General features: G+C 50.5%; 14 protein-coding genes and 1 other RNA gene. 2 read left to right on the top strand and 13 right to left on the bottom strand.

All coding sequences use genetic code 11. The features are described 5' to 3' along the window. Positions 1–161 precede the first annotated feature (161 nt). The gene (locus EL309_RS06300) at positions 162–2,363 is read right to left on the bottom strand and encodes a UvrD-helicase domain-containing protein (RefSeq protein ID WP_004285143.1); all 2,202 of its coding nucleotides are present in this window, start codon (positions 2,361–2,363) and stop codon (positions 162–164) included. Positions 2,364–2,707: 344 nt separating this feature from the next. Here EL309_RS06300 and sstT point away from each other — a divergent pair, with 344 nt between their 5' ends. Both sstT and dinG read left to right on the top strand, forming a co-directional pair. Further along, on the top strand, positions 2,708–3,937 hold the full coding sequence (sstT, locus tag EL309_RS06295; RefSeq protein ID WP_004285771.1) for a serine/threonine transporter SstT: 1,230 nt from the start codon (positions 2,708–2,710) through the stop codon (positions 3,935–3,937). Between the two features lie 120 nt (positions 3,938–4,057). Beyond that, positions 4,058–6,187: an ATP-dependent DNA helicase DinG gene (gene dinG / locus EL309_RS06290; protein WP_004285145.1), complete on the top strand. Its 2,130-nt coding sequence runs from the start codon at positions 4,058–4,060 to the stop codon at positions 6,185–6,187. An 89-nt stretch (positions 6,188–6,276) separates the two neighbouring features. On the opposite strand, the gene EL309_RS06285 is transcribed toward dinG, so the two are convergent. From EL309_RS06285 to nuoI, 12 genes are all read right to left on the bottom strand, one after another. Further along, on the bottom strand, positions 6,277–7,518 hold the full coding sequence (locus EL309_RS06285) for an aromatic amino acid transporter (RefSeq protein ID WP_004285146.1): 1,242 nt from the start codon (positions 7,516–7,518) through the stop codon (positions 6,277–6,279). A gap of 73 nt (positions 7,519–7,591) precedes the next feature. After that, on the bottom strand, positions 7,592–8,320 hold the full coding sequence (gene ubiG, locus EL309_RS06280) for a bifunctional 2-polyprenyl-6-hydroxyphenol methylase/3-demethylubiquinol 3-O-methyltransferase UbiG (protein WP_004285147.1): 729 nt from the start codon (positions 8,318–8,320) through the stop codon (positions 7,592–7,594). Positions 8,321–8,336: 16 nt separating this feature from the next. Continuing rightward, positions 8,337–9,995, bottom strand: a complete 1,659-nt coding sequence (locus EL309_RS06275; RefSeq protein WP_004285148.1) for an ArnT family glycosyltransferase — start codon at positions 9,993–9,995, stop codon at positions 8,337–8,339. Between the two features lie 320 nt (positions 9,996–10,315). Then, positions 10,316–10,676: RNase P RNA component class A (rnpB, locus tag EL309_RS06270), an RNA gene on the bottom strand. A 164-nt stretch (positions 10,677–10,840) separates the two neighbouring features. Further along, a complete protein-coding gene (proB, locus tag EL309_RS06265) occupies positions 10,841–11,965 on the bottom strand; it encodes a glutamate 5-kinase (RefSeq protein WP_004285150.1) in 1,125 nt (374 codons plus the stop codon). Positions 11,966–11,987: 22 nt separating this feature from the next. Beyond that, entirely contained in the window at positions 11,988–12,287 is a 300-nt protein-coding gene (locus tag EL309_RS06260) for a DUF2818 family protein (RefSeq protein ID WP_036494584.1), read from the bottom strand. A gap of 209 nt (positions 12,288–12,496) precedes the next feature. Further along, on the bottom strand, positions 12,497–13,939 hold the full coding sequence (nuoN, locus tag EL309_RS06255; protein ID WP_004285152.1) for an NADH-quinone oxidoreductase subunit NuoN: 1,443 nt from the start codon (positions 13,937–13,939) through the stop codon (positions 12,497–12,499). A gap of 9 nt (positions 13,940–13,948) precedes the next feature. Continuing rightward, the gene (locus EL309_RS06250; RefSeq protein ID WP_036494580.1) at positions 13,949–15,445 is read right to left on the bottom strand and encodes an NADH-quinone oxidoreductase subunit M; all 1,497 of its coding nucleotides are present in this window, start codon (positions 15,443–15,445) and stop codon (positions 13,949–13,951) included. 37 nt (positions 15,446–15,482) lie between these two features. Continuing rightward, complete coding sequence (gene nuoL / locus EL309_RS06245) at positions 15,483–17,513, bottom strand: NADH-quinone oxidoreductase subunit L (RefSeq protein ID WP_004285154.1); 2,031 nt, start codon at positions 17,511–17,513, stop codon at positions 15,483–15,485. A gap of 11 nt (positions 17,514–17,524) precedes the next feature. Then, on the bottom strand, positions 17,525–17,830 hold the full coding sequence (gene nuoK, locus EL309_RS06240; RefSeq protein ID WP_004285155.1) for an NADH-quinone oxidoreductase subunit NuoK: 306 nt from the start codon (positions 17,828–17,830) through the stop codon (positions 17,525–17,527). Then, positions 17,827–18,480 (bottom strand): NADH-quinone oxidoreductase subunit J, encoded by a 654-nt coding sequence (locus EL309_RS06235; RefSeq protein ID WP_004285156.1) that lies wholly within the window; start codon positions 18,478–18,480, stop codon positions 17,827–17,829. The genes nuoK and EL309_RS06235 overlap by 4 nt, the downstream gene beginning before the upstream one ends. A gap of 12 nt (positions 18,481–18,492) precedes the next feature. Beyond that, positions 18,493–18,972, bottom strand: coding sequence for an NADH-quinone oxidoreductase subunit NuoI (gene nuoI, locus EL309_RS06230; RefSeq protein WP_004285157.1), 480 nt, complete (start codon positions 18,970–18,972; stop codon positions 18,493–18,495). Positions 18,973–18,986 lie beyond the last annotated feature (14 nt).

The following is an 18,986-nucleotide window of genomic DNA, read 5'->3' as shown; positions in this document are numbered from 1 at the left end:
AAATCAAAATAATGATTGTAGGTCGGATACTCGTATCCGACAATCTGCCCAAACTTGCCACAACGCCCCACAATGTCGGATTCAAGAATCCGACCTACATCATTCGTATCTGAGGCCGTCTGAAAACAGCGCATCAAACTTCCCAACAGCCTACATCTCTTTCAGACGGCCTCGAGCTTGGCAAACTTGGTATCCAGTTCTTTAATCCCTTCTTTCCCGAAATTCACGGTAAGCCGTGCGGATTCGCCTTTGTTGACGGCATCGATGATGACTCCGGTGCCGAATTTGGCGTGGCGCACGTTTTGGCCGATGCGGAAGCCTGCGTATTCTTGCGGCAGGTCGTAGTGTTCGACGGCTGTGCGGTTTTTGGTTTTGGGCACGTCGGTAAAGCTGTTGAAGCGTTTGGGCGGGGGCGAGAGGCGGTGCAGCACTTCTTCGGGGATTTCTTCGACGAAGCGGGAGACGATGCCGAAGTGGGTTTGGCCGTGCAGCAGGCGTTGTTGGGACATGCTGATGTAGAGGCGTTTTTTGGCGCGGGTGATGGCAACGTACATGAGGCGGCGTTCTTCTTCGAGGCCGCCGCGTTCGGCGAGGCTGTATTCGCTGGGGAAGAGGCCTTCTTCCATGCCGGTGAGGAATACGGTGTCGAACTCCAGCCCTTTGGCGGCGTGTACGGTCATCATTTGCAGGGCTTCTTCGCCTTCGCCGGCTTGGTTTTCGCCGGATTCGAGGGCGGCGTTGCTTAAGAAGGCGAGGATGGGGAAGAGCGGGTTTTCGGCGGCGTTTTCGGGGAGGATTTCGAAGTTGCTTTCAGACGGCCTGAAGGCGACGGCGGCGTTGACGAGTTCGTCGAGGTTGTCGAGGCGGTCTTGATGGTCGCCTTTTTGGGTTTGGTAGTATTCGACGAGGCCGCTGTCGCGGGTGATGCCGAGCATCATTTCTTGCAGGGATACGTTGGGGGCTTGGGCTTGGAGGTTTTCTATCAGGCGAACGAAGGCGGCGACTTTGGTGGCTTTTGCGCCCATGCCGCAGGCGGCCTGCCATAGGGAGATGCCTTGTTCGGCGGCTGCGGCTTGGATGTTTTCGATGGTGCGGGTGCCGATGCCGCGCGGGGGCATGTTGATAACGCGCAAAAGGGCGTTGTCGTCGTCGGGGTTGACGGAGAGGCGCAGGTAGGCGAGTGCGTGTTTGATTTCCTGCCGTTCGTAGAAGCGCAGGCCGCCGTAGATTTTGTAGGGGATGCCGGCGCGGAACAGGGCTTGTTCGATGATGCGCGATTGGGCGTTGCTGCGGTAGAGCACGGCCATTTGGTCGAGTGTGCGGCCTTCGCGTTGCAGGGATTTGGCTTCGTCTACGATGAATTGGGCTTCGTCGGAATCGATGGGGGCGGAGTAAAAGCGGATTTTGTCGCCGGCGGCGGCATCGGTGCGCAGGTTTTTGCCGAGGCGTTCGGCGTTGTTTTCTATCACGGCGTTGGCGGCGGTGAGGATGTTGCCGTCTGAACGGTAGTTCTGCTCGAGTTTGATGGGTGCGTCGATGTGAAACTCGTGCATGAGGGCGGTCATGTTGCCGACGTGTGCGCCGCGGAAGCGGTAGATGGATTGGTCGTCGTCGCCCACGGCAAATACGGCGGCGTGTTCGCCGGCGATGAGCTTCAGCCATGCGTATTGCAGTTTGTTGGTGTCTTGGAATTCGTCTACCAAAATGTGGTTGAAGCGGTTTTGGTAATGGCGGCGCAGGATTTCGTTGGCTTGCAGGATTTCGTAACTTCGCAGCATCAGTTCGGCAAAATCGACCACGCCTTCGCGGTTGCACGCTTTGTCGTATTCGGCATAACACTCGATCATGCGCTGTGTGTGCGGATCGGGGGCTTGCAGGGATGAGGCGCGCAGGCCGCTTTCTTTTTGGGCGTTGATAAAGCCTTGCAAGGTGCGCGGGGCGATGATTTCTTCGGCGATGTTGAGCTGTTTGAGCAGGCGTTTGATTAAGGCGAGCTGGTCGGCGCTGTCGAGAATCTGAAAGGCAGAAGGCAGCCCTGCGTTTTTGTGGTGCAGGCGCAGGAAGCGGTGGCAGAGGCCGTGAAAGGTGCCGAGCCACATGGCGCGCACGTTAACGGGCAGCATTGCGCTTAAGCGGGTTTGCATTTCTTTGGCGGCTTTGTTGGTAAAGGTAACGGCCATAATGCTGTGCACGCTTGCTTGGCCGCTTTGCAGCAGCCATGCGATGCGGGTGGTGAGTACGCGGGTTTTGCCGCTGCCCGCTCCGGCAAGCACGAGGGCGGATTGCGGCGGCCAAGTTACGGCGGAAAGTTGTTCGGAGTTTAAGCCTTGCAGCAAGGAAGGGGCGGATTGCTCGGGAAACATAGAAGAGGCCGTCTGAAAAAATGAAACAGGCTGTATTGTAATGGATTAGGCCGTCTGAAACCCAAAATTTCAGACGGCCTCCCGTATGACTTTATGCAGTTTGCAATATCAGCAGATTGTTCTCTTTAATGTAAAAATGTAGGCATTTCATTTTACTAAGGGCATTATCTTGCGGATTATTGGCGATAAAATGAAAAATATTACTATTTGATTGAAAATAAAAAATATTTCTTCAACAAAATCCAAAATCATGATTTTTCATGCCGTTTTCAACGCAAGCTTACCATTTTAAGGCTTTTATTTTAAAATACTGCTGTTTCTTAACATTATTTAAAGGACTTGTGATGGCAAGTGGAAACCCTGTCGTTGATGCGGTCAACCGCGTCAGCTTGGTAAAACAAATTTTTATCGGTTTGATTTTAGGTATTTTGATTGCATGGATCTCGCCGGCCGCAGGCTTGGCCGCCGGTTTGCTCGGCACGCTGTTTGTCGGCGCGTTAAAGGCGGTTGCACCGGTATTGGTGTTTATTTTGGTGATGTCGGCGGTTGCACAACACCAAAAAGGCAGTGAGGCGCACATCAAGCCGATTATCGTGCTCTATGCAATCGGCACATTCTCCGCCGCGCTGGCCGCTGTGGTTTTCAGCTTTGCTTTTCCGACCGAAATCGTGTTGGTGAATGCCGATGATGTCGGCACGACGCCGCCTTCCGGCATTACCCAAGTGATGAAAACCCTGCTGATGAATCTGGTTGCCAACCCGGTGAACGCAATTGCCAATGCCAACTACATCGGCATTTTGGCTTGGGGTCTGATTCTGGGCTTCGCCCTGCGCCAAGCGTCTGACAATACCCGAGCCATCGTTGCCGATTTGGCCGCGGCCGTTTCGCAAGTAGTGAAATGGGTAATCCGTTTCGCGCCGCTGGGTATTTTCGGTTTGGTCGCGTCAACCATCGCCGAAACCGGCTTCGGCGCATTAATCGGCTACGGCAGACTGCTTTTGGTATTGGTGGGCTGTATGCTGTTTATCGCTTTGGTAGTGAATCCGCTGATCGTATGGTGGAAAATCCGCCGCAATCCTTATCCTTTGGTGTTTACCTGCCTGCGCGAAAGCGGCATTACCGCATTCTTCACCCGCAGCTCCGCCGCCAATATCCCTGTGAACATGGCTTTGGCGAAAAAACTGAACCTGCATGAAGACACCTACTCCATCTCGATTCCGCTGGGCGCAACCATCAACATGGGCGGCGCAGCCATCACCATCACCATTCTGGCAATGGCAGCCGCCTATACGCAAGGCATTCAGGTTGATTTTGCCACCGCCATTCTGCTGAGCCTGATCGCCACCTTGAGCGCGGCCGGCGCTTCCGGCGTGGCAGGCGGCTCTCTGCTGCTGATTCCCCTTGCTTGCAGCCTGTTCGGCATTTCCAACGATATCGCCATGCAGGTAGTGGCCGTCGGCTTTATCATCGGCGTGGTTCAGGATTCCGCCGAAACCGCTTTAAACTCCTCTACCGACGTGCTGTTTACCGCAGCCGCCGATTACGGCCGCCAACGCAAAGAAGGCCAACTGTAATCCTTATCATCATTAAAACGACAGGCCGTCTGAAATTCAGACGGCCTGTTTAGTTTTCAGACGGCCTCCAACAAAACTGCTAAAATAACGTGCATTTCCAGCGCTTTTCAGACGGCCTCAATGCTCACCGATTTAGAAAAAAACGCCATCCGCGACCATTACCAAAACATCGGCAAAAACCTGCCCAACTTCCGCCCGCGTGCCGCGCAGCGGGAGATGATTGCGGCCATTGCCAACGCCTTTTCGCGCACGCAAACCCGTGCCGAAGGCGAAGAAGCGCCCAAACGCGAAGGCGAGAGCATAGTTGTGATCGAAGGGCCGACCGGCGTGGGCAAAAGTTTGGCTTACCTTCTGGCAGGCGGCATCATGGCGCAAACGCGCGGCAAGCGGCTGATTGTGAGCAGCGCCACCGTTGCCCTGCAAGAGCAGTTGGTTGACCGCGATTTGCCGTTTTTGGTGGAACAAAGCGGCTTGGAATTAACCTTCGCGCTTGCCAAAGGGCGCGGACGCTATCTCTGCCCCTACAAACTCTACCAGCTCACCCAAAGCAACGCCCAGCAAAACCTGCTCGGCTTCGAAGCCCCCGCCGTGCTGTGGGACAGCAAACCCAAGCCCGAAGAATTGAAGCTGCTGCGCGACATCACCGACGAATTCGCCGCCCGCCGCTTCAACGGCGACCGCGACACTTGGCCGGAAAAAATCGACGACACCGTTTGGATGAAGGTAAACAACGACAACTACGGCTGCCTCAAAGCCGCCTGCCCCAACCGCCCCGAATGCCCGTTTTATCTCGCCCGCGACACGCTGGAAACCGTTGATGTCGTTGTGGCCAACCACGACTTGCTGATGGTCGACATCAGCATGGGCGGCGGCGTGATTTTGCCCGCCCCCGAAAACAGCTTCTACTGCATCGACGAAGCGCACCACCTGCCCAAAAAAGCCCTGAGCCAGTTTGCCGCCGAGCATTCGTGGAACCAAGCGGTGTGGGCGTTGGAAAAACTGCCTGCCGTTATCGCCAAAATCGCTACCTTAACCGACAAAGCAGAGCTGGCGAACCTTGCCGACGAAGCCGCCGCCGCGCTGCTCGAAAGCCTGCACGAATGGCAGTTCCACTTATCCGAAGAGCCTGAATTGAGGCCGTCTGAAAACAACGAATCCGTGTGGCTGTGGCAAGACGGCAAAATCCCCGAAGCGCTCGAATTGGCCGTGTCCAACACCGCCATCGCCGCCCGCAGCCTGTATAAACATGTCAACAGCTTGAACGATGCCCTGTCTGCCGCCCGCCGCGACAAAGACCAAAACAGCGCCCAAATCGACCGCCTGAGCACCGAATTCGGCGTATTCCGCGCCCGCATCGAACAAATCACCGCCACATGGGATTTGCTTTCCACCGTGTCCGCCGAAGGCGAAGAACCGCTGGCCAAATGGATAACCCGCCGCCTCGACGACAAAAACGACTACTTTTTCCACGCCAGCCCCATCAGCAGCGCATCGTATCTGGCCAACAACCTGTGGCGGCGCGCCGCCGGTGCCGTGCTCACTTCCGCCACCCTGCAATCGCTCGGCAGCTTCAACCTGATTCTGCGCCAAACCGGCCTGCAATGGCTGCCCGAAACCACCACGCTCGCCCTGCAAAGCCCGTTTGATTTCAACGCGCAGGGCGAATTGTATATCCCGCCCGTACACGCCAGCCCCAAAGACCCCGCCGCGCACACCGCCGCCATCGTCGAATGGCTGCCCAAGCTGATTTCGCCCGCCGAAGCCATCGGCACGCTGGTGCTGTTTTCCTCGCGCAAACAAATGCAGGATGTCGCCCTGCGCCTGCCCGAAGACTACCTGCCGCTTTTGCTCGTGCAAGGCGAATTGCCCAAAGCCGTGCTGCTGCAAAAACACTACCAAGCCATTTCAGACGGCCGCGCCAGCATCATTTTCGGTTTGGACAGCTTCGCCGAAGGTCTCGACCTGCCCGGTGAAGCCTGCGTACAGGTCATCATCGCCAAACTGCCGTTTTCCATGCCCGACAACCCCATTGAAAAAACCCAAAACCGCTGGATCGAACAGCGCGGCGGCAATCCGTTTATCGAAATCACCGTGCCCGAAGCCAGCATCAAACTCGTGCAGGCCGTCGGGCGGCTGATCCGCACCGAGCAGGACTACGGCCGTGTAACCATACTCGACAACCGCGTCAAAACCCAAAACTACGGCCGCCAAATGCTCGCCTGCCTGCCGCCGTTTAAGCGGATTGGTTAACCGGGCTTTATCTGTTTCATCCGCTTATTGGTTCCAAACAGCAAGAGGCCGTCTGAAATTTCAGACGGCCTCTTTATTTTCAATTTTAATCAGCCTTTGAATACCGGCACAATTTCCAATTGGCTTAATACTTGTGCGGCAATATTGATCACGCCGAATGCAAATACCCACACAATCAAACCCATGCCGGCATACACGCGGTAACTTTGATTTTGCGGAAATTTCCTGCGCGATTTATACAGCAACATCGCCGGAATCAATGCCGTCCACACAGTCGCAGCCAAGCCGACATAACCGATTACGGTAACGAAACCGGTCGGGAACAGCAAGCAGCACACCAGCGGCGGCAAGAAGGTTAAAGTGGCGGTTTTGGTGCGGCCGGCGGCCGAATCGTCCCATTTGAACAAGTCTGCCAAATAGTCGAACAAACCCAGCGTTACCCCCAAAAACGAAGTGGCAATCGCCAAATAGGCAAAAAACGACAAAATCCACTCCATATTGCCGGTCGGCACAAATTGGGACAGGGTTTGAATCAACACGGAAACCTGTCCGCCCGCTTCAATCACCGGTGCAAATTCATTGCGCGGCAGATTGCCCTGAATCGCCAATTGCCACAACACATAAATCACCAAAGCAATCAAGGTGCCGAACCACAAAGAACGCGCCACTTTCTTGGCATCGCCGTGAAAATACTTCAGCAGGCTGGATACGTTGCCGTGAAAACCGAACGAAGCCAGACAAACCGGCAAAGCGGCGGCAAGGTAGATCCCGTATTGCGTGCCTGCCGGCGCTTGGGTATCAAACAAAACCGGCAACTGCACGCTGCCGATCAGGCCGCCCGTTGCCCAGAAAAAGGCAATCACCATGCCGCCGATCAACAGGGTTGTCAGCCTGTCCACCAGCCAAGTCGACGCCCATACGCACAATGCCAATACGGCAAAAAACACCAGCTGCCCAACCGGCAAACCGATTTCGCTACCGGCCAATTTACCCAAACCTTGCGCAGTCAAATCGCCGCCGACAAAAATATAGGCATAAGTCAGCAGGTACAAAACAAACGCCACTGCCACGCCGTTTACAACGTTCCAACCCTGCCCGAGCAGGTCTTTAACCATCGTATCGAAGCTCGCACCGTGCGGATAATGCGTGTTCACTTCCAACAACATCAAGCCGCTGGAAAGCATGGAAAACCAGGTATACAGCAAAACCAGCAAAGAACCGGTAAACCAAATCCCGGAAGTCGCCGTAGGGTTGGCAAACATACCGGCACCGACCACTGTTCCGGCAATAATCATCGCACCGCCGAGCAGCGTTGGGTTTTTAGAAGACATAAATCCCTTTCATACGGCATAAGCCGTGTTTACATCCGATTGATTACTCAAACATCAAATCAGGCCGAACCGTTTACACGGCAGACGGCCTGCATGCCACCATATAATTCACATCAACATTGTTGCCGAGCTTGTAGGTTTTGGTCAGCACGTTGTAATCCAAACCTTTGGTATCGACAATATCCAAACCTGCTTGGCGGCACATCCGCGCCAACTCGGCGGGCGTGATGAACTTCTGCCAGTCGTGCGTACCGGCGGGAACCAGTTTCAACAAATATTCCGCCCCGATAATCGCATGCAGGTAAGACTTGGGATTGCGGTTGATAGTTGAAAAAAACACCATACCGTCGGGCTTCACCAGCTTCGCACACGCCGCCACAATAGCGGCAGGGTCAGGCACATGCTCCATCATTTCCATGCAGGTAACCACATCAAAGCTGCCCGGCTGCTCCGCAGCCAAATCTTCCACACGTATGCAACGGTAGGCAATGTTTTCCACACCTTGATCCAGAGCATGCAGCTTGGCGATCTTCAACGATTTTTCCGCCATATCGATACCGGTTACCTGTTCCGCACCCAGTTTCGCCATACTTTCGGAAAGAATACCGCCGCCGCAGCCGACATCCAGCACCTGTTTTCCGGCCAACTTACCCCATTGGTCGATATAGCCCAAACGCAACGGGTTGATTTCGTGCAAAGGCTTAAATTCGCCGGTTTCATCCCACCATTTATGCGCCAGTTGGCTGAATTTATCGATTTCACTGCTGTCGACATTATACAGATTATTCTGTTCACTCATCATTCACACCTATCTGTTGTCATTTTTCAGACGGCCTCTTCAATAAAGCAAAGCCTTCGATTTTATTTCTCGGGCGCGCGCCCTGCCAAACTGCTTCCCAACCTTGCGGCGCCGGCGCGGATTTCGGCTGCTGAACCAAACGGTAAGCACAGCTGTCGTCGCCGACCTTCAAGGCCAAACTGCCGTATTGCGCCCAAACCATACGCGCCACCGCCGCATTTTTATCGACGCTGATACACGCCGAACCTGCAGACACCGCATCACGGATTTCAGACGGCATCGTTTGTTCCATTTGTTTCACCACCGGCGCATGGCTTTTGGCCGCATCCAGCCACGGCAGAAACAGCGTCATCAACAACGCCCACACCAGCGTCACCCCGGCCGCCCAATTGGTTACAGCCTGCCGCCCTTTGATGTGTTTGCGCGTAATCGCCCACAGCCACACCGGCGTAAACAGCACCGCCACCAACATCGGCATAATATTGATATCCGGCTCGTAGAACGGACTGAAATACTGCGAACGCTCCGCCAACTTGGCGGGCCAACCGTAGTTCATCGCAAAAAAGCCCAGCCACAAAAACAGCGCCAGCAGACCGAACGCCATAATCCCGAACCAATTGAGAAACGCCGCGGCACCGCGCCGCAAGCCGTCCAGCTGCGCCGCACCGAGCAAAGCCAGCGGCGGCAACAGCCAAATCAAATGCTCCTGATAATTAACCGGCAGCAACGCAGTCAACAGCAATACCGCCGCCAACCAAAACAAAGCCAGCACACCCCAACGCTCATGCTGCAATTTGATACGGCTTGCCGTCCAAACCGCCAACGGCCAGGCCGGGAAGGCAAACCACAGCAGATTTTTCAGATAATAAGGCAACGAAAAGGCCGTCTGAAAATCCGACACACCGCCAAATACCCCCAGCGCATGATGAGACAGCCACAATCCGAATGTGCCTGCATCTGTTTTCCATAACGCAAACGGATACACCGCCATCAGCGGCAAACCGAAAGCCGACGCGCCGACTAAAGTGATGTAGTAGCGTTTAAACCGCCATTGCCGGTTCAACACCAATGCCAGCGACATCAACATCAGCCCCAAGGGCAAAGCAAATCCGGCCGATACCGACAACAAAGCCCAACCGCCGCCCAACAGCAGCGAAGCCATAATCACACGCGTCTGCACCAGCGCAAAGCCGTACAGACACATCGACAAAGCGGCAAACACCACCGACATACCGCTCAAAAAATGCGACATCGTCAGCAAACCGGCACAACCGATTAAAATCAATACCACGCTGCGGCCTTGGTGTCTGCCCAAAAAACGGTAACCGGCCATACCGCAGCAAGTCAGCCCGATGACGGTAAAAAATACGCTGGCAAAGCGTGTCGCCGAATACACGTCCGCCGCCCAAGGCGATAATAAAAACCGAAACAGCGAAGCCGCCGCCACATACACCGGCGAAACATCAAAAACCGGCTGTCCCAAGGCCGTCGGCAACCATACGCTGCCGCCTTCCGAAAAAGAAGACACCGCCGTAAACACCAGCGGCTCGGAAGGATTCCACAAATCGTGCGAAAACACGCCCGGCCACAGCCAAGCAAACACCAACAGCAGCAACAGCCACGGATGTTCGTGGGTTTTCGGAAGGTTTCGTGCATGAGGCGGCGTGTAGGTCAGCATAAATCGGCTTTGCAAAAAAGATGCCTGATTTTAGCAAATTCCGAACCAACTGGGGGAGCGGCAAAATACATGCTCTTCATTAAATAAAACCTATCGGAAGCATATGCCGGGCCGTCTGAACATTTCGTTGTCGCCCCCATACCATTTACAGAATCCTGTTTGTATTAACGGTTTTCCCGACTGTTTCGCCATGAGGCCGTCTGAAATTTCGATCATTGCTCTCCATTGCCAACCATGACCTATGGCAACAGTGTTACCATCATCACACCATAAACAAAGGCCGTCTGAAATTTTCAGACGGCCTTTACAGCTATTCGGTGCATACAGGCAAAACGGTAAGCCGGGTTCTGTCGTCGGACAGTCATTCTTCTAGGCGTACCATTGCTGATACGCTCCAGCAACCTACCCGAACGCTCGGCGAGCAGCGTCAATGCGTTCTGTTTGGTCTTGCTCCGAATGGGGTTTAGCCTGCTGCGCCTTGTTACCAAGTGCACGGTGCGCTCTTACCGCACCTTTTCACCCTTACCTGTGCTGCTAAAGCAGCCATCGGCGGTATTGCTTTCTGTTCCACTTTCCGTCGCATTACTGCGCCCGGCCGTTAGCCGGCATTCTGCTCTGCGGAGCCCGGACTTTCCTCCCCGTATGCCTTACGCAATACGCGGCGACTGTCTGTTCTACCTGTATGCGTACAGATTATAGCCGATATAACGGTGGAAATGGATTTTTCATGCTTATCTGCGGAATAAAAACCGCAATTCCGCTCCGACGGCAATCCGATATCTTTATATCAAATTCATTGCAAAGGCCGTCTGAAATTTTCAGACGGCCTTTGCGTATACTGCCGACTACCAATGCAATGCCATGTTATCACGGTGAATCAGTTCGTCTTCATTCATATAACCGAGTTTTTCAGCAATCCGCTCAGACGGAGTTTGGAGGATTTTCGCAGTTTCGGCACTGCTGTAATTACTTAAACCGCGTGCAATTTCTTTGCCTTCTCCGTTCACGACCGCGACCAATTCGCCACGATGGAAAAAGCCGTCTACGCACACACAGCCGACCGGCAACAAGCTCGCCTTTCCGGCCAATAAAGCCTGCTCCGCCCCCTGATCCACCACCAAGCTGCCGCATAACTGAACATGACCGAGCAGCCACTGTTTGCGTGCATTGATACGGCTGTGCTCACTGGTAAACAGCGTACCGATGCTCTCTCCCTGCTTCAAGCGCACCAAAACATCCGGCTCCCTACCGCTGGCCACCACCGTTGCCGCGCCGCTTAACGCCGCCCGCTTGGCTGCCAATACTTTGGTATACATACCGCCCGTCCCGACACTGCTGCCGGCTCCGCCCGCCATTTTTTCCAGCTCGGGATGTTCGGCGGCAATAGTGGAAATCAGCTGCGCCTGCGGATTTTTACGCGGATCGCTATCATACAGTCCTTTTTGATCGGTTAAGATAACCAACGCATCTGCCTCAACCAAATTGGTAACCAACGCACCTAAAGTATCATTGTCACCCAACTTGATTTCATCGGTGGTTACCGTGTCGTTTTCATTGATAATCGGCACAATGCCTTTATCCAGCAAGGTGCGCAACGTACTGCGCGCATTCAGATACCGGGTACGGTTGCTCAAATCTTCATGGGTAAGCAAAATCTGCGCCGTATGAATATTGTGTGGCCTGAATGCTGCTTCATAAGCCTGGGCAATACCCATTTGCCCCACCGCTGCCGCTGCCTGCAACTCGTTCAAAGCCGTCGGCCGTTTCGGCCAACCCAAGCGCTTGATGCCTTCGGCAATCGCTCCGCTGGAAACAAAGATAATCTGCGTTCCGGCAGCCTTCAAACGGGCAATCTGTCCCGCCCAATTATTCAACGCTGCCTGATCAATGCCTTTGCCTTCGGCTGTCACCAAACTGGAACCGACTTTGACCACCAATAAATCCGCTTGCGAGAGATTTTCAATATGCATAACTTATTCCGTTCAGACGGCCTCACTGCTGATGCTTACTATGCCAAAAGTACCGCCAAACAAAAGCGGGAAACGCAAAAATCAGATACAGACAAGCAACGGTTACATAAAATTCCCAATCCTGGCTGTGAACCGCCCCTGCTCGAGACTCAAGCAGATAAGCCAGCAATGCCATTATGCCGAAGCCTGCAAACAACTCCAGCAAATGATGCCCGAAATGCTTATTTGCCAACTTGGCCACGCCAAACAAACGCTGGGTTAAAAATGGAGCATTGGCAAAAATCAACGCCAACACCAGCAAACTGTACATAGACCCGGTCATACCCACACTTTCCGTTACGGTTAAACATACTGTTTGTTTACCGAACAAGGCCAAAACTAAATACAAAGTAAAGCCTAGCGGAATCAGGCCGTCTGAAAATAAATCAAGCAGCCGCTTCAAAACAATATGCACAAAACAATCAAATTTATCCGCGATATATTAACAAAAACGGCAACCCTTGTGGGCTGCCGTTTCATCTTACACCAAACTTACAATGTGTTTTCCAAAGCTTTCAAACACCAGTCCATCACGCTTTGAGGTAATACACCCCAAATCAGCAACAGCGCGGCATTCACAGACAAAAATACCTTGACCCCAACATTGCTGCCGATAGCGCGCTCTTGTTCCGCCGTATCGAAATACATCACTTTCACAACACGCAGGTAGTAGAAAGCACCGATTAACGACATCACAACGGCAAATACCGACAACCAAATATAGCCTTGAGACAACAGTGCTTTGATCACAACAAACTTCGCATAGAAGCCCATCAACGGCGGAATACCGGCCATAGAGAACATAGCCAACAGCATCAGGAACGCATACCAGGCATTACGTTGGTTCAAGCCTGCTAAATCTTTGATGTCTTCACATTCGGAATTTTCATCCGACAACAACATCAATACACCGAAGCCCACCATGCTCATAACCACATAGGCAATAGCATAATACAGACCTGCACTGAAACCGATGGCACCGGCCATAAACGCCAACAGGATAAAGCCCATATGCGATACAGTCGAATAAGCCAACATACGTTTGATGTTGGTCTGCATAATGGCAGCCAAGTTACCGACAATCAGAGATACCACCGCCAAAATAGCCAGCATTTGACTCCAATCGGTCATAGTAGTACCCAAACCGGTTACCAAAATGCGGAAAGTAAATACAACGGCTGCAATCTTCGGCGCACTACCCACAAATGCAGCAACCGAAGTCGGTGCACCTTGGTATACGTCAGGCACCCACATATGGAAAGGAACAGCACCCAATTTAAAGGCCACAGCAACCACAATGAATACCAAGCCCAGTTTCAACAACCAGCTGTTGGCCTGTCCATCAAAAGCGTAAGCCAATACCTGGGCAAACTCCAACGAACCGGTAGCGCCATAAACCATAGAGATACCGTACAACAGCAAACCCGATGCCAATGCGCCCAACACGAAATACTTCAATGCCGCTTCTGCAGCCTCTGCCGAATCACGACGCAGCGCAATCATGGCATACAGAGACAAAGACAGCAGCTCCAAACCGATATAAGCCGTCAGGAAATGACCGGCACTTACCATCACACTCATACCGATTAAAGCAAACAAGGATAAAGTGTAAAACTCGCCTTTAAATATGTTCCGAGCCTGATTGTAAGGTTTACTGTACACAAACATTGCAAACATGGAGACATACATGACCATTTTGGCCAATTGAGACATGCCGTCTGCAATATACATACCGTTAAACGCAGTAACGCTATTAGGCGACCAAACTGCCCACTGAGTTACCGCTACCGCAGCTAAAGAAAGCAAACTCAAAAAGTGGGTAATGTAACGGTTTTCATCACTTAACCACAAATCAACCAACAATACGATACACAATGCCGAAAGCAAAACGATTTCAGGCATGGCAGGGATTAAATTCAAATCAGTCCAGTTCATTCACACACCTCAAATCTTGCTTTGTGCAACTTGGGCAATCAGATCATTGGCAGCTTGGTGCACAACTTCAATAAAGGCCTGCGGATATAAACCCATACCCAACACCGCAACAGCCAAGATAGCCAAGATAGCAAATTCACGACAATTGATGTCTTTCATTTCTTTCACTTCAGGATTGGTAATGTCGCCAAAAATAACGCGTTTATACATCCACAAAGTATATGAAGCACCATAAATCAACGTTAACGCAGCTAAAGCACCTACCCAGAAATTCACTTCTACTGCGCCCATGATCACCATAAACTCACCCACGAAACCGGAGGTGGCCGGCAGACCGGCATTAGCCATACCGAAAAGCATCATAAATGCTGCAAACTTCGGCATAACATTTACTACACCGCCATAATCAGCAATATTGCGGCTGTGCAAACGGTCATACATCACACCGATACACATAAACATGGCAGCAGACACAAAACCGTGCGAAATCATTTGAACAATCGCACCTTTCAAAGCCCAATCATTCAGATAATTACCTGCAAACAGGAACATACCCAAAGTGACAAAACCCATATGGCTGATTGAAGAATAAGCAACCAGTTTTTTCATATCGGTTTGAACCAAAGCCACCATGCCGATGTAAATAACTGCAATCAGCGACAACACAATAATGACGGGCGCAAAATAACGCGACGCATCGGGCAAAATCGGCAAAATGAAACGCAAGAAACCATACGCACCAATCTTCAGGGTAATGGCAGCCAATACCATAGAACCGCCTGTCGGAGCCTCAACGTGCGCATCAGGCAACCACGTATGCACGGGGAACATCGGTACTTTTACGGCAAACGATAAGAAGAATGCAATAAAAAGCAATTGCTGGATACCCATCGGAATCTGTTTCAGATTTTGGAAATCAACAATCGAGAAACTGCCGCCCGCCTGATAAGACAGATATACCATGGCAACCAACATCAATAGGGAGCCCAACAAGGTATACAGAAACAGCTTCACAGAGGCATAGACGCGACGCGGTCCGCCCCACATACCGATAATCAAATACAGCGGAATCAACATGCCCTCAAAAAACACATAAAACAAGATGGCATCTTGAGCAGCAAACGCACCATTGATTAAACCGGACATCATCAAAAATGATGCCATATATTGTGCCGGACGCTTTTGGATGACTTCCCAACCTGCTAACACCACCATCAAGGTAATAAAAGCATTAAGGATGACGAATAATACGGAAATACCGTCCACACCTAAAGCATAATTAATATTCAGCGCAGGAATCCAACTATGGAACTCGGTAAATTGGTAACCGCCGTTCAAACGGTCAAATTGCGCAAATAATGGCAACGTTACCAAAAAACCGGCCAGTGCACCAATAAAGGCCAATACTCGGGCAAGTCCGGCACGGTTATCCGAACCTGTTGCCAACACCAGCACACCTGCTACTATCGGCACCCAAATAGCCAAACTCAGTAAGTTATCTAACATATTCATAACCTGACATTCTTAAGATTGAATTCCCACATTAACCGGCAAACAAGCGCCAGAACGTCATTCCGACTAATACCAATACGCCGAATACCATTGCGGCCGCATAAGTATAGATAAAGCCGGTCTGCATTTTGCGGACTTGTGCAGCAATTGCTCCTACTAATTTCGCAGAACCGTTAACAATACCATTATCAATAATCGCTGTATCGCCAACTTTCCAGAAGAAAGTACCCAATGCACGGCTACCTTTGGCAAATACATTGAAATAAATCACATCCAAGAAGTATTTGTTATCCAACAGTTTATAAATCGGGCTGAACGCAGCTGCAATCTTAGCAGGCAAATGAGGGGCTTTCACATATAGGAACCAGGCAGCAACCACGCCAGCAATAGCCAAATACAATACCGGTGTATGCAAGCTATGCGACACCATTGCCAATGGACCATGGAATGCTTCTTTCAAAATGGCCATAGTCGGATGTGCTTCATGATCGACGTAAATCACATCTTTAAAGAAGTCGCCATACAACATCGGTTCAATAGCAATATAACCGATAATTACCGACGGAATCGCCAACAAAATCAAAGGTAAAGTCACAACCCATGGGCTTTCGTGAGGATTGTCATTTTTACCTAAACCATGATGATGTTCGTCACCATGATGATCATCATGATGTTCAGGTAGGTCACGCCATTTTTCTTTACCGTGGAATACCATAAAGTATTGACGGAAAGCGTAGAAAGCAGTCACAAACACACTGGCCAATACAGCAAAGTAGGCAAAACCGCTACCCGGTAAAGTGCTGGCATGAGCTGCTTCAATGATGGAGTCTTTTGAATAGAAACCAGCAAAGAAAGGCGTGCCAATCAATGACAAGTTACCAATCAACATCGTGATCCAAGTAATGGGCATATATTTTTTCAGATTACCCATATGACGCATATCTTGATCATGATGCATACCGATAATTGCACTACCTGCCGCCAAGAACAACAATGCTTTGAAGAAAGCATGGGTCATCACATGGAACATTGCGATAGAGTAAGCAGAAACACCCAAAGCAACGGTCATATAGCCCAATTGAGATAAGGTAGAGTAAGCAACCACACGCTTAATATCATTTTGAATGGTACCTAAGAAACCCATAAACAAGGCTGTAATGGCACCAATGACCATAATCACACTCAGCGCAGTCGTAGAAAGCTCATACATCGGCGACATACGTGAAACCATAAACAGACCGGCAGTCACCATGGTTGCAGCATGAATCAATGCTGAAATTGGAGTCGGACCCTCCATAGAATCCGGCAGCCAAACATGCAAGGGGAATTGAGCAGACTTACCCATTGCGCCGACAAACAATAACAAACATGTTACCGTCATCAAAGACCATTCAACACCTGGAAATAATTGGATAGTTGCATTTTGCACATTCGGTAAATAAGCGAATACATCTGCATAGCGCAAGCTGCCACCGAAGTATGCCAGCACCAAACCAATGCCCAATAAGAATCCGAAGTCACCAACGCGGTTAACTAAAAATGCTTTCAAGTTAGCAAAAATAGCACTTTCACGCTTAAAGTAGAAACCGATCAATAAGTATGAAACTAAACCTACTGCTTCCCAGCCGAAAAACAGTTGGACAAAGTTATTACTCATTACCAGCATCAACATAGAGAAGGTAAACAATGAGATGTAGCTAAAGAAACGTTGGTAACCAACCTTCTCATCATGCATATAGCCAATAGTATAAATATGCACCATCAAAGATACGCTGGTTACAACAACCATCATCATAGCGGTCAGGGTATCTACTAAAAATCCTACAGAAAACTCCAAACCACCCATGGTTAACCATGTGTATACATTTTCGTCAAATTTAGTGCGTGTTCCATTAATAAAGCCATACAGAACATAAGCAGACAGCACTGCAGAAACAGCAACGCCTAAAATCGTTACCGTGTGCGCACCGGCACGACCGATTTTATTGCCAAACAAACCGGCTAATACCGAACCCAACAAGGGAACCAAGGCAATCGCCAGATATAAAGTCATATCACTCATGATTTCTCCGATTAACCTTTCAGTTTGTTCAAGTCAGCAACGTTAATCGTATTACGGTTGCGGAACACCAATACCATAATAGCCAAGCCGATAGCAGATTCAGCCGCAGCTACAGTCAAAACAAAGAAAACGAAAATCTGACCGGCGGTATCACCCAAATATTGCGAAAAAGCAATGAAATTGAAATTGACTGCCAGCAACATCAATTCGATAGACATCAACAGAACCAACACATTTTTACGGTTCATAAAAATGCCCATTGCACTAATGCCGAATAAAAGAGCAGCCAATACCAAATAATGCGTCAAGGTAATCATGCTTTACCCTCCTCTTCTTGACTGCTTTCCTCATCTGTATTTTCAGACGGCCTTACTGCTTCCATTTTCACCATACGGATACGGCCTTCGTTAGCGTTAACTTTAACTTGGTCTGCAGGATTAATGTATTTCGGATTATTGGTTTTTCGATGCACCAAAGCAATGGCGGCAACCATACCCAATACCAACAAAACAGCAGCCAATTCAAACGGTAACAGATAAGTAGTATAAATTTGGCGCCCCAGATCACGCACATTGTCATAATCTGCAGGAACAGTTTGCATTTCGCCAAAGGCAGCCAAATTTGTTTGAGGATTAATCAAAATCAGTATTAAGGCTACAGCCATCAAAATACCAACAACTCCTGCAACTGGCGCATGACGCCAAAAACCGGCACGCATTTCTTCAATGTCAATATTCAACATCATTACGACAAACAAGAACAGCACCATCACAGCACCGACATACACGATTACCAAAGTCAGGCCCAAGAATTCGGCCTGCATCAGCATCCAAATCATTGCGCTCATAGAAAACGTCAATACCAGATGCAACGCGGCATGAACAGGATTTTTAGCTGTTACGGTTCTCAATGCACCATACAAAACGATCGCAGCCAAGATATAGAACAGAATTACAGAAAATGTCATGATCCTGCTCCTTTAACGATAAGGTGCGTCGGCTGCTTTGCGTTTGGCAATTTCGTCTTCGTAACGATCGCCAATAGCCAGCAACATCGGCTTGGTATAGTGTAAATCCCCACGTTTCTCTCCGTGGTATTCAAAGATGTGGGTTTCCACAATCGCATCTACCGGACAAGCCTCCTCACAGAACCCGCAGAAAATACACTTAGTTAAGTCAATATCATAACGGGTAGTTCGGCGAGTGCCGTCTTCCCGCTCTTCAGACTCAATATTAATCGCCATTGCAGGACAAACTGCTTCGCACAATTTACACGCGATGCAGCGCTCTTCACCGTTCGGATAACGACGTTGGGCATGTAAGCCACGAAAACGTACGGACTGCGGCGTTTTTTCTTCAGGGAAATAAATGGTTTCTTTGCGGGCGAAGAAGTTTTTCAGGGTCAGCCCCATACCTTTTACCAGTTCGCCCAACAAAAAGATTTTTACAAAATTAGCCATAATTCAACTCTCCT

The organism is Neisseria weaveri (assembly GCF_900638685.1).
GTDB classification, from domain to species: Bacteria; Pseudomonadota; Gammaproteobacteria; order Burkholderiales; family Neisseriaceae; genus Neisseria; species Neisseria weaveri.
Note: the sequence above shows the minus strand (reverse complement) of the source record. Positions and strands in the feature narration are given on the sequence as shown.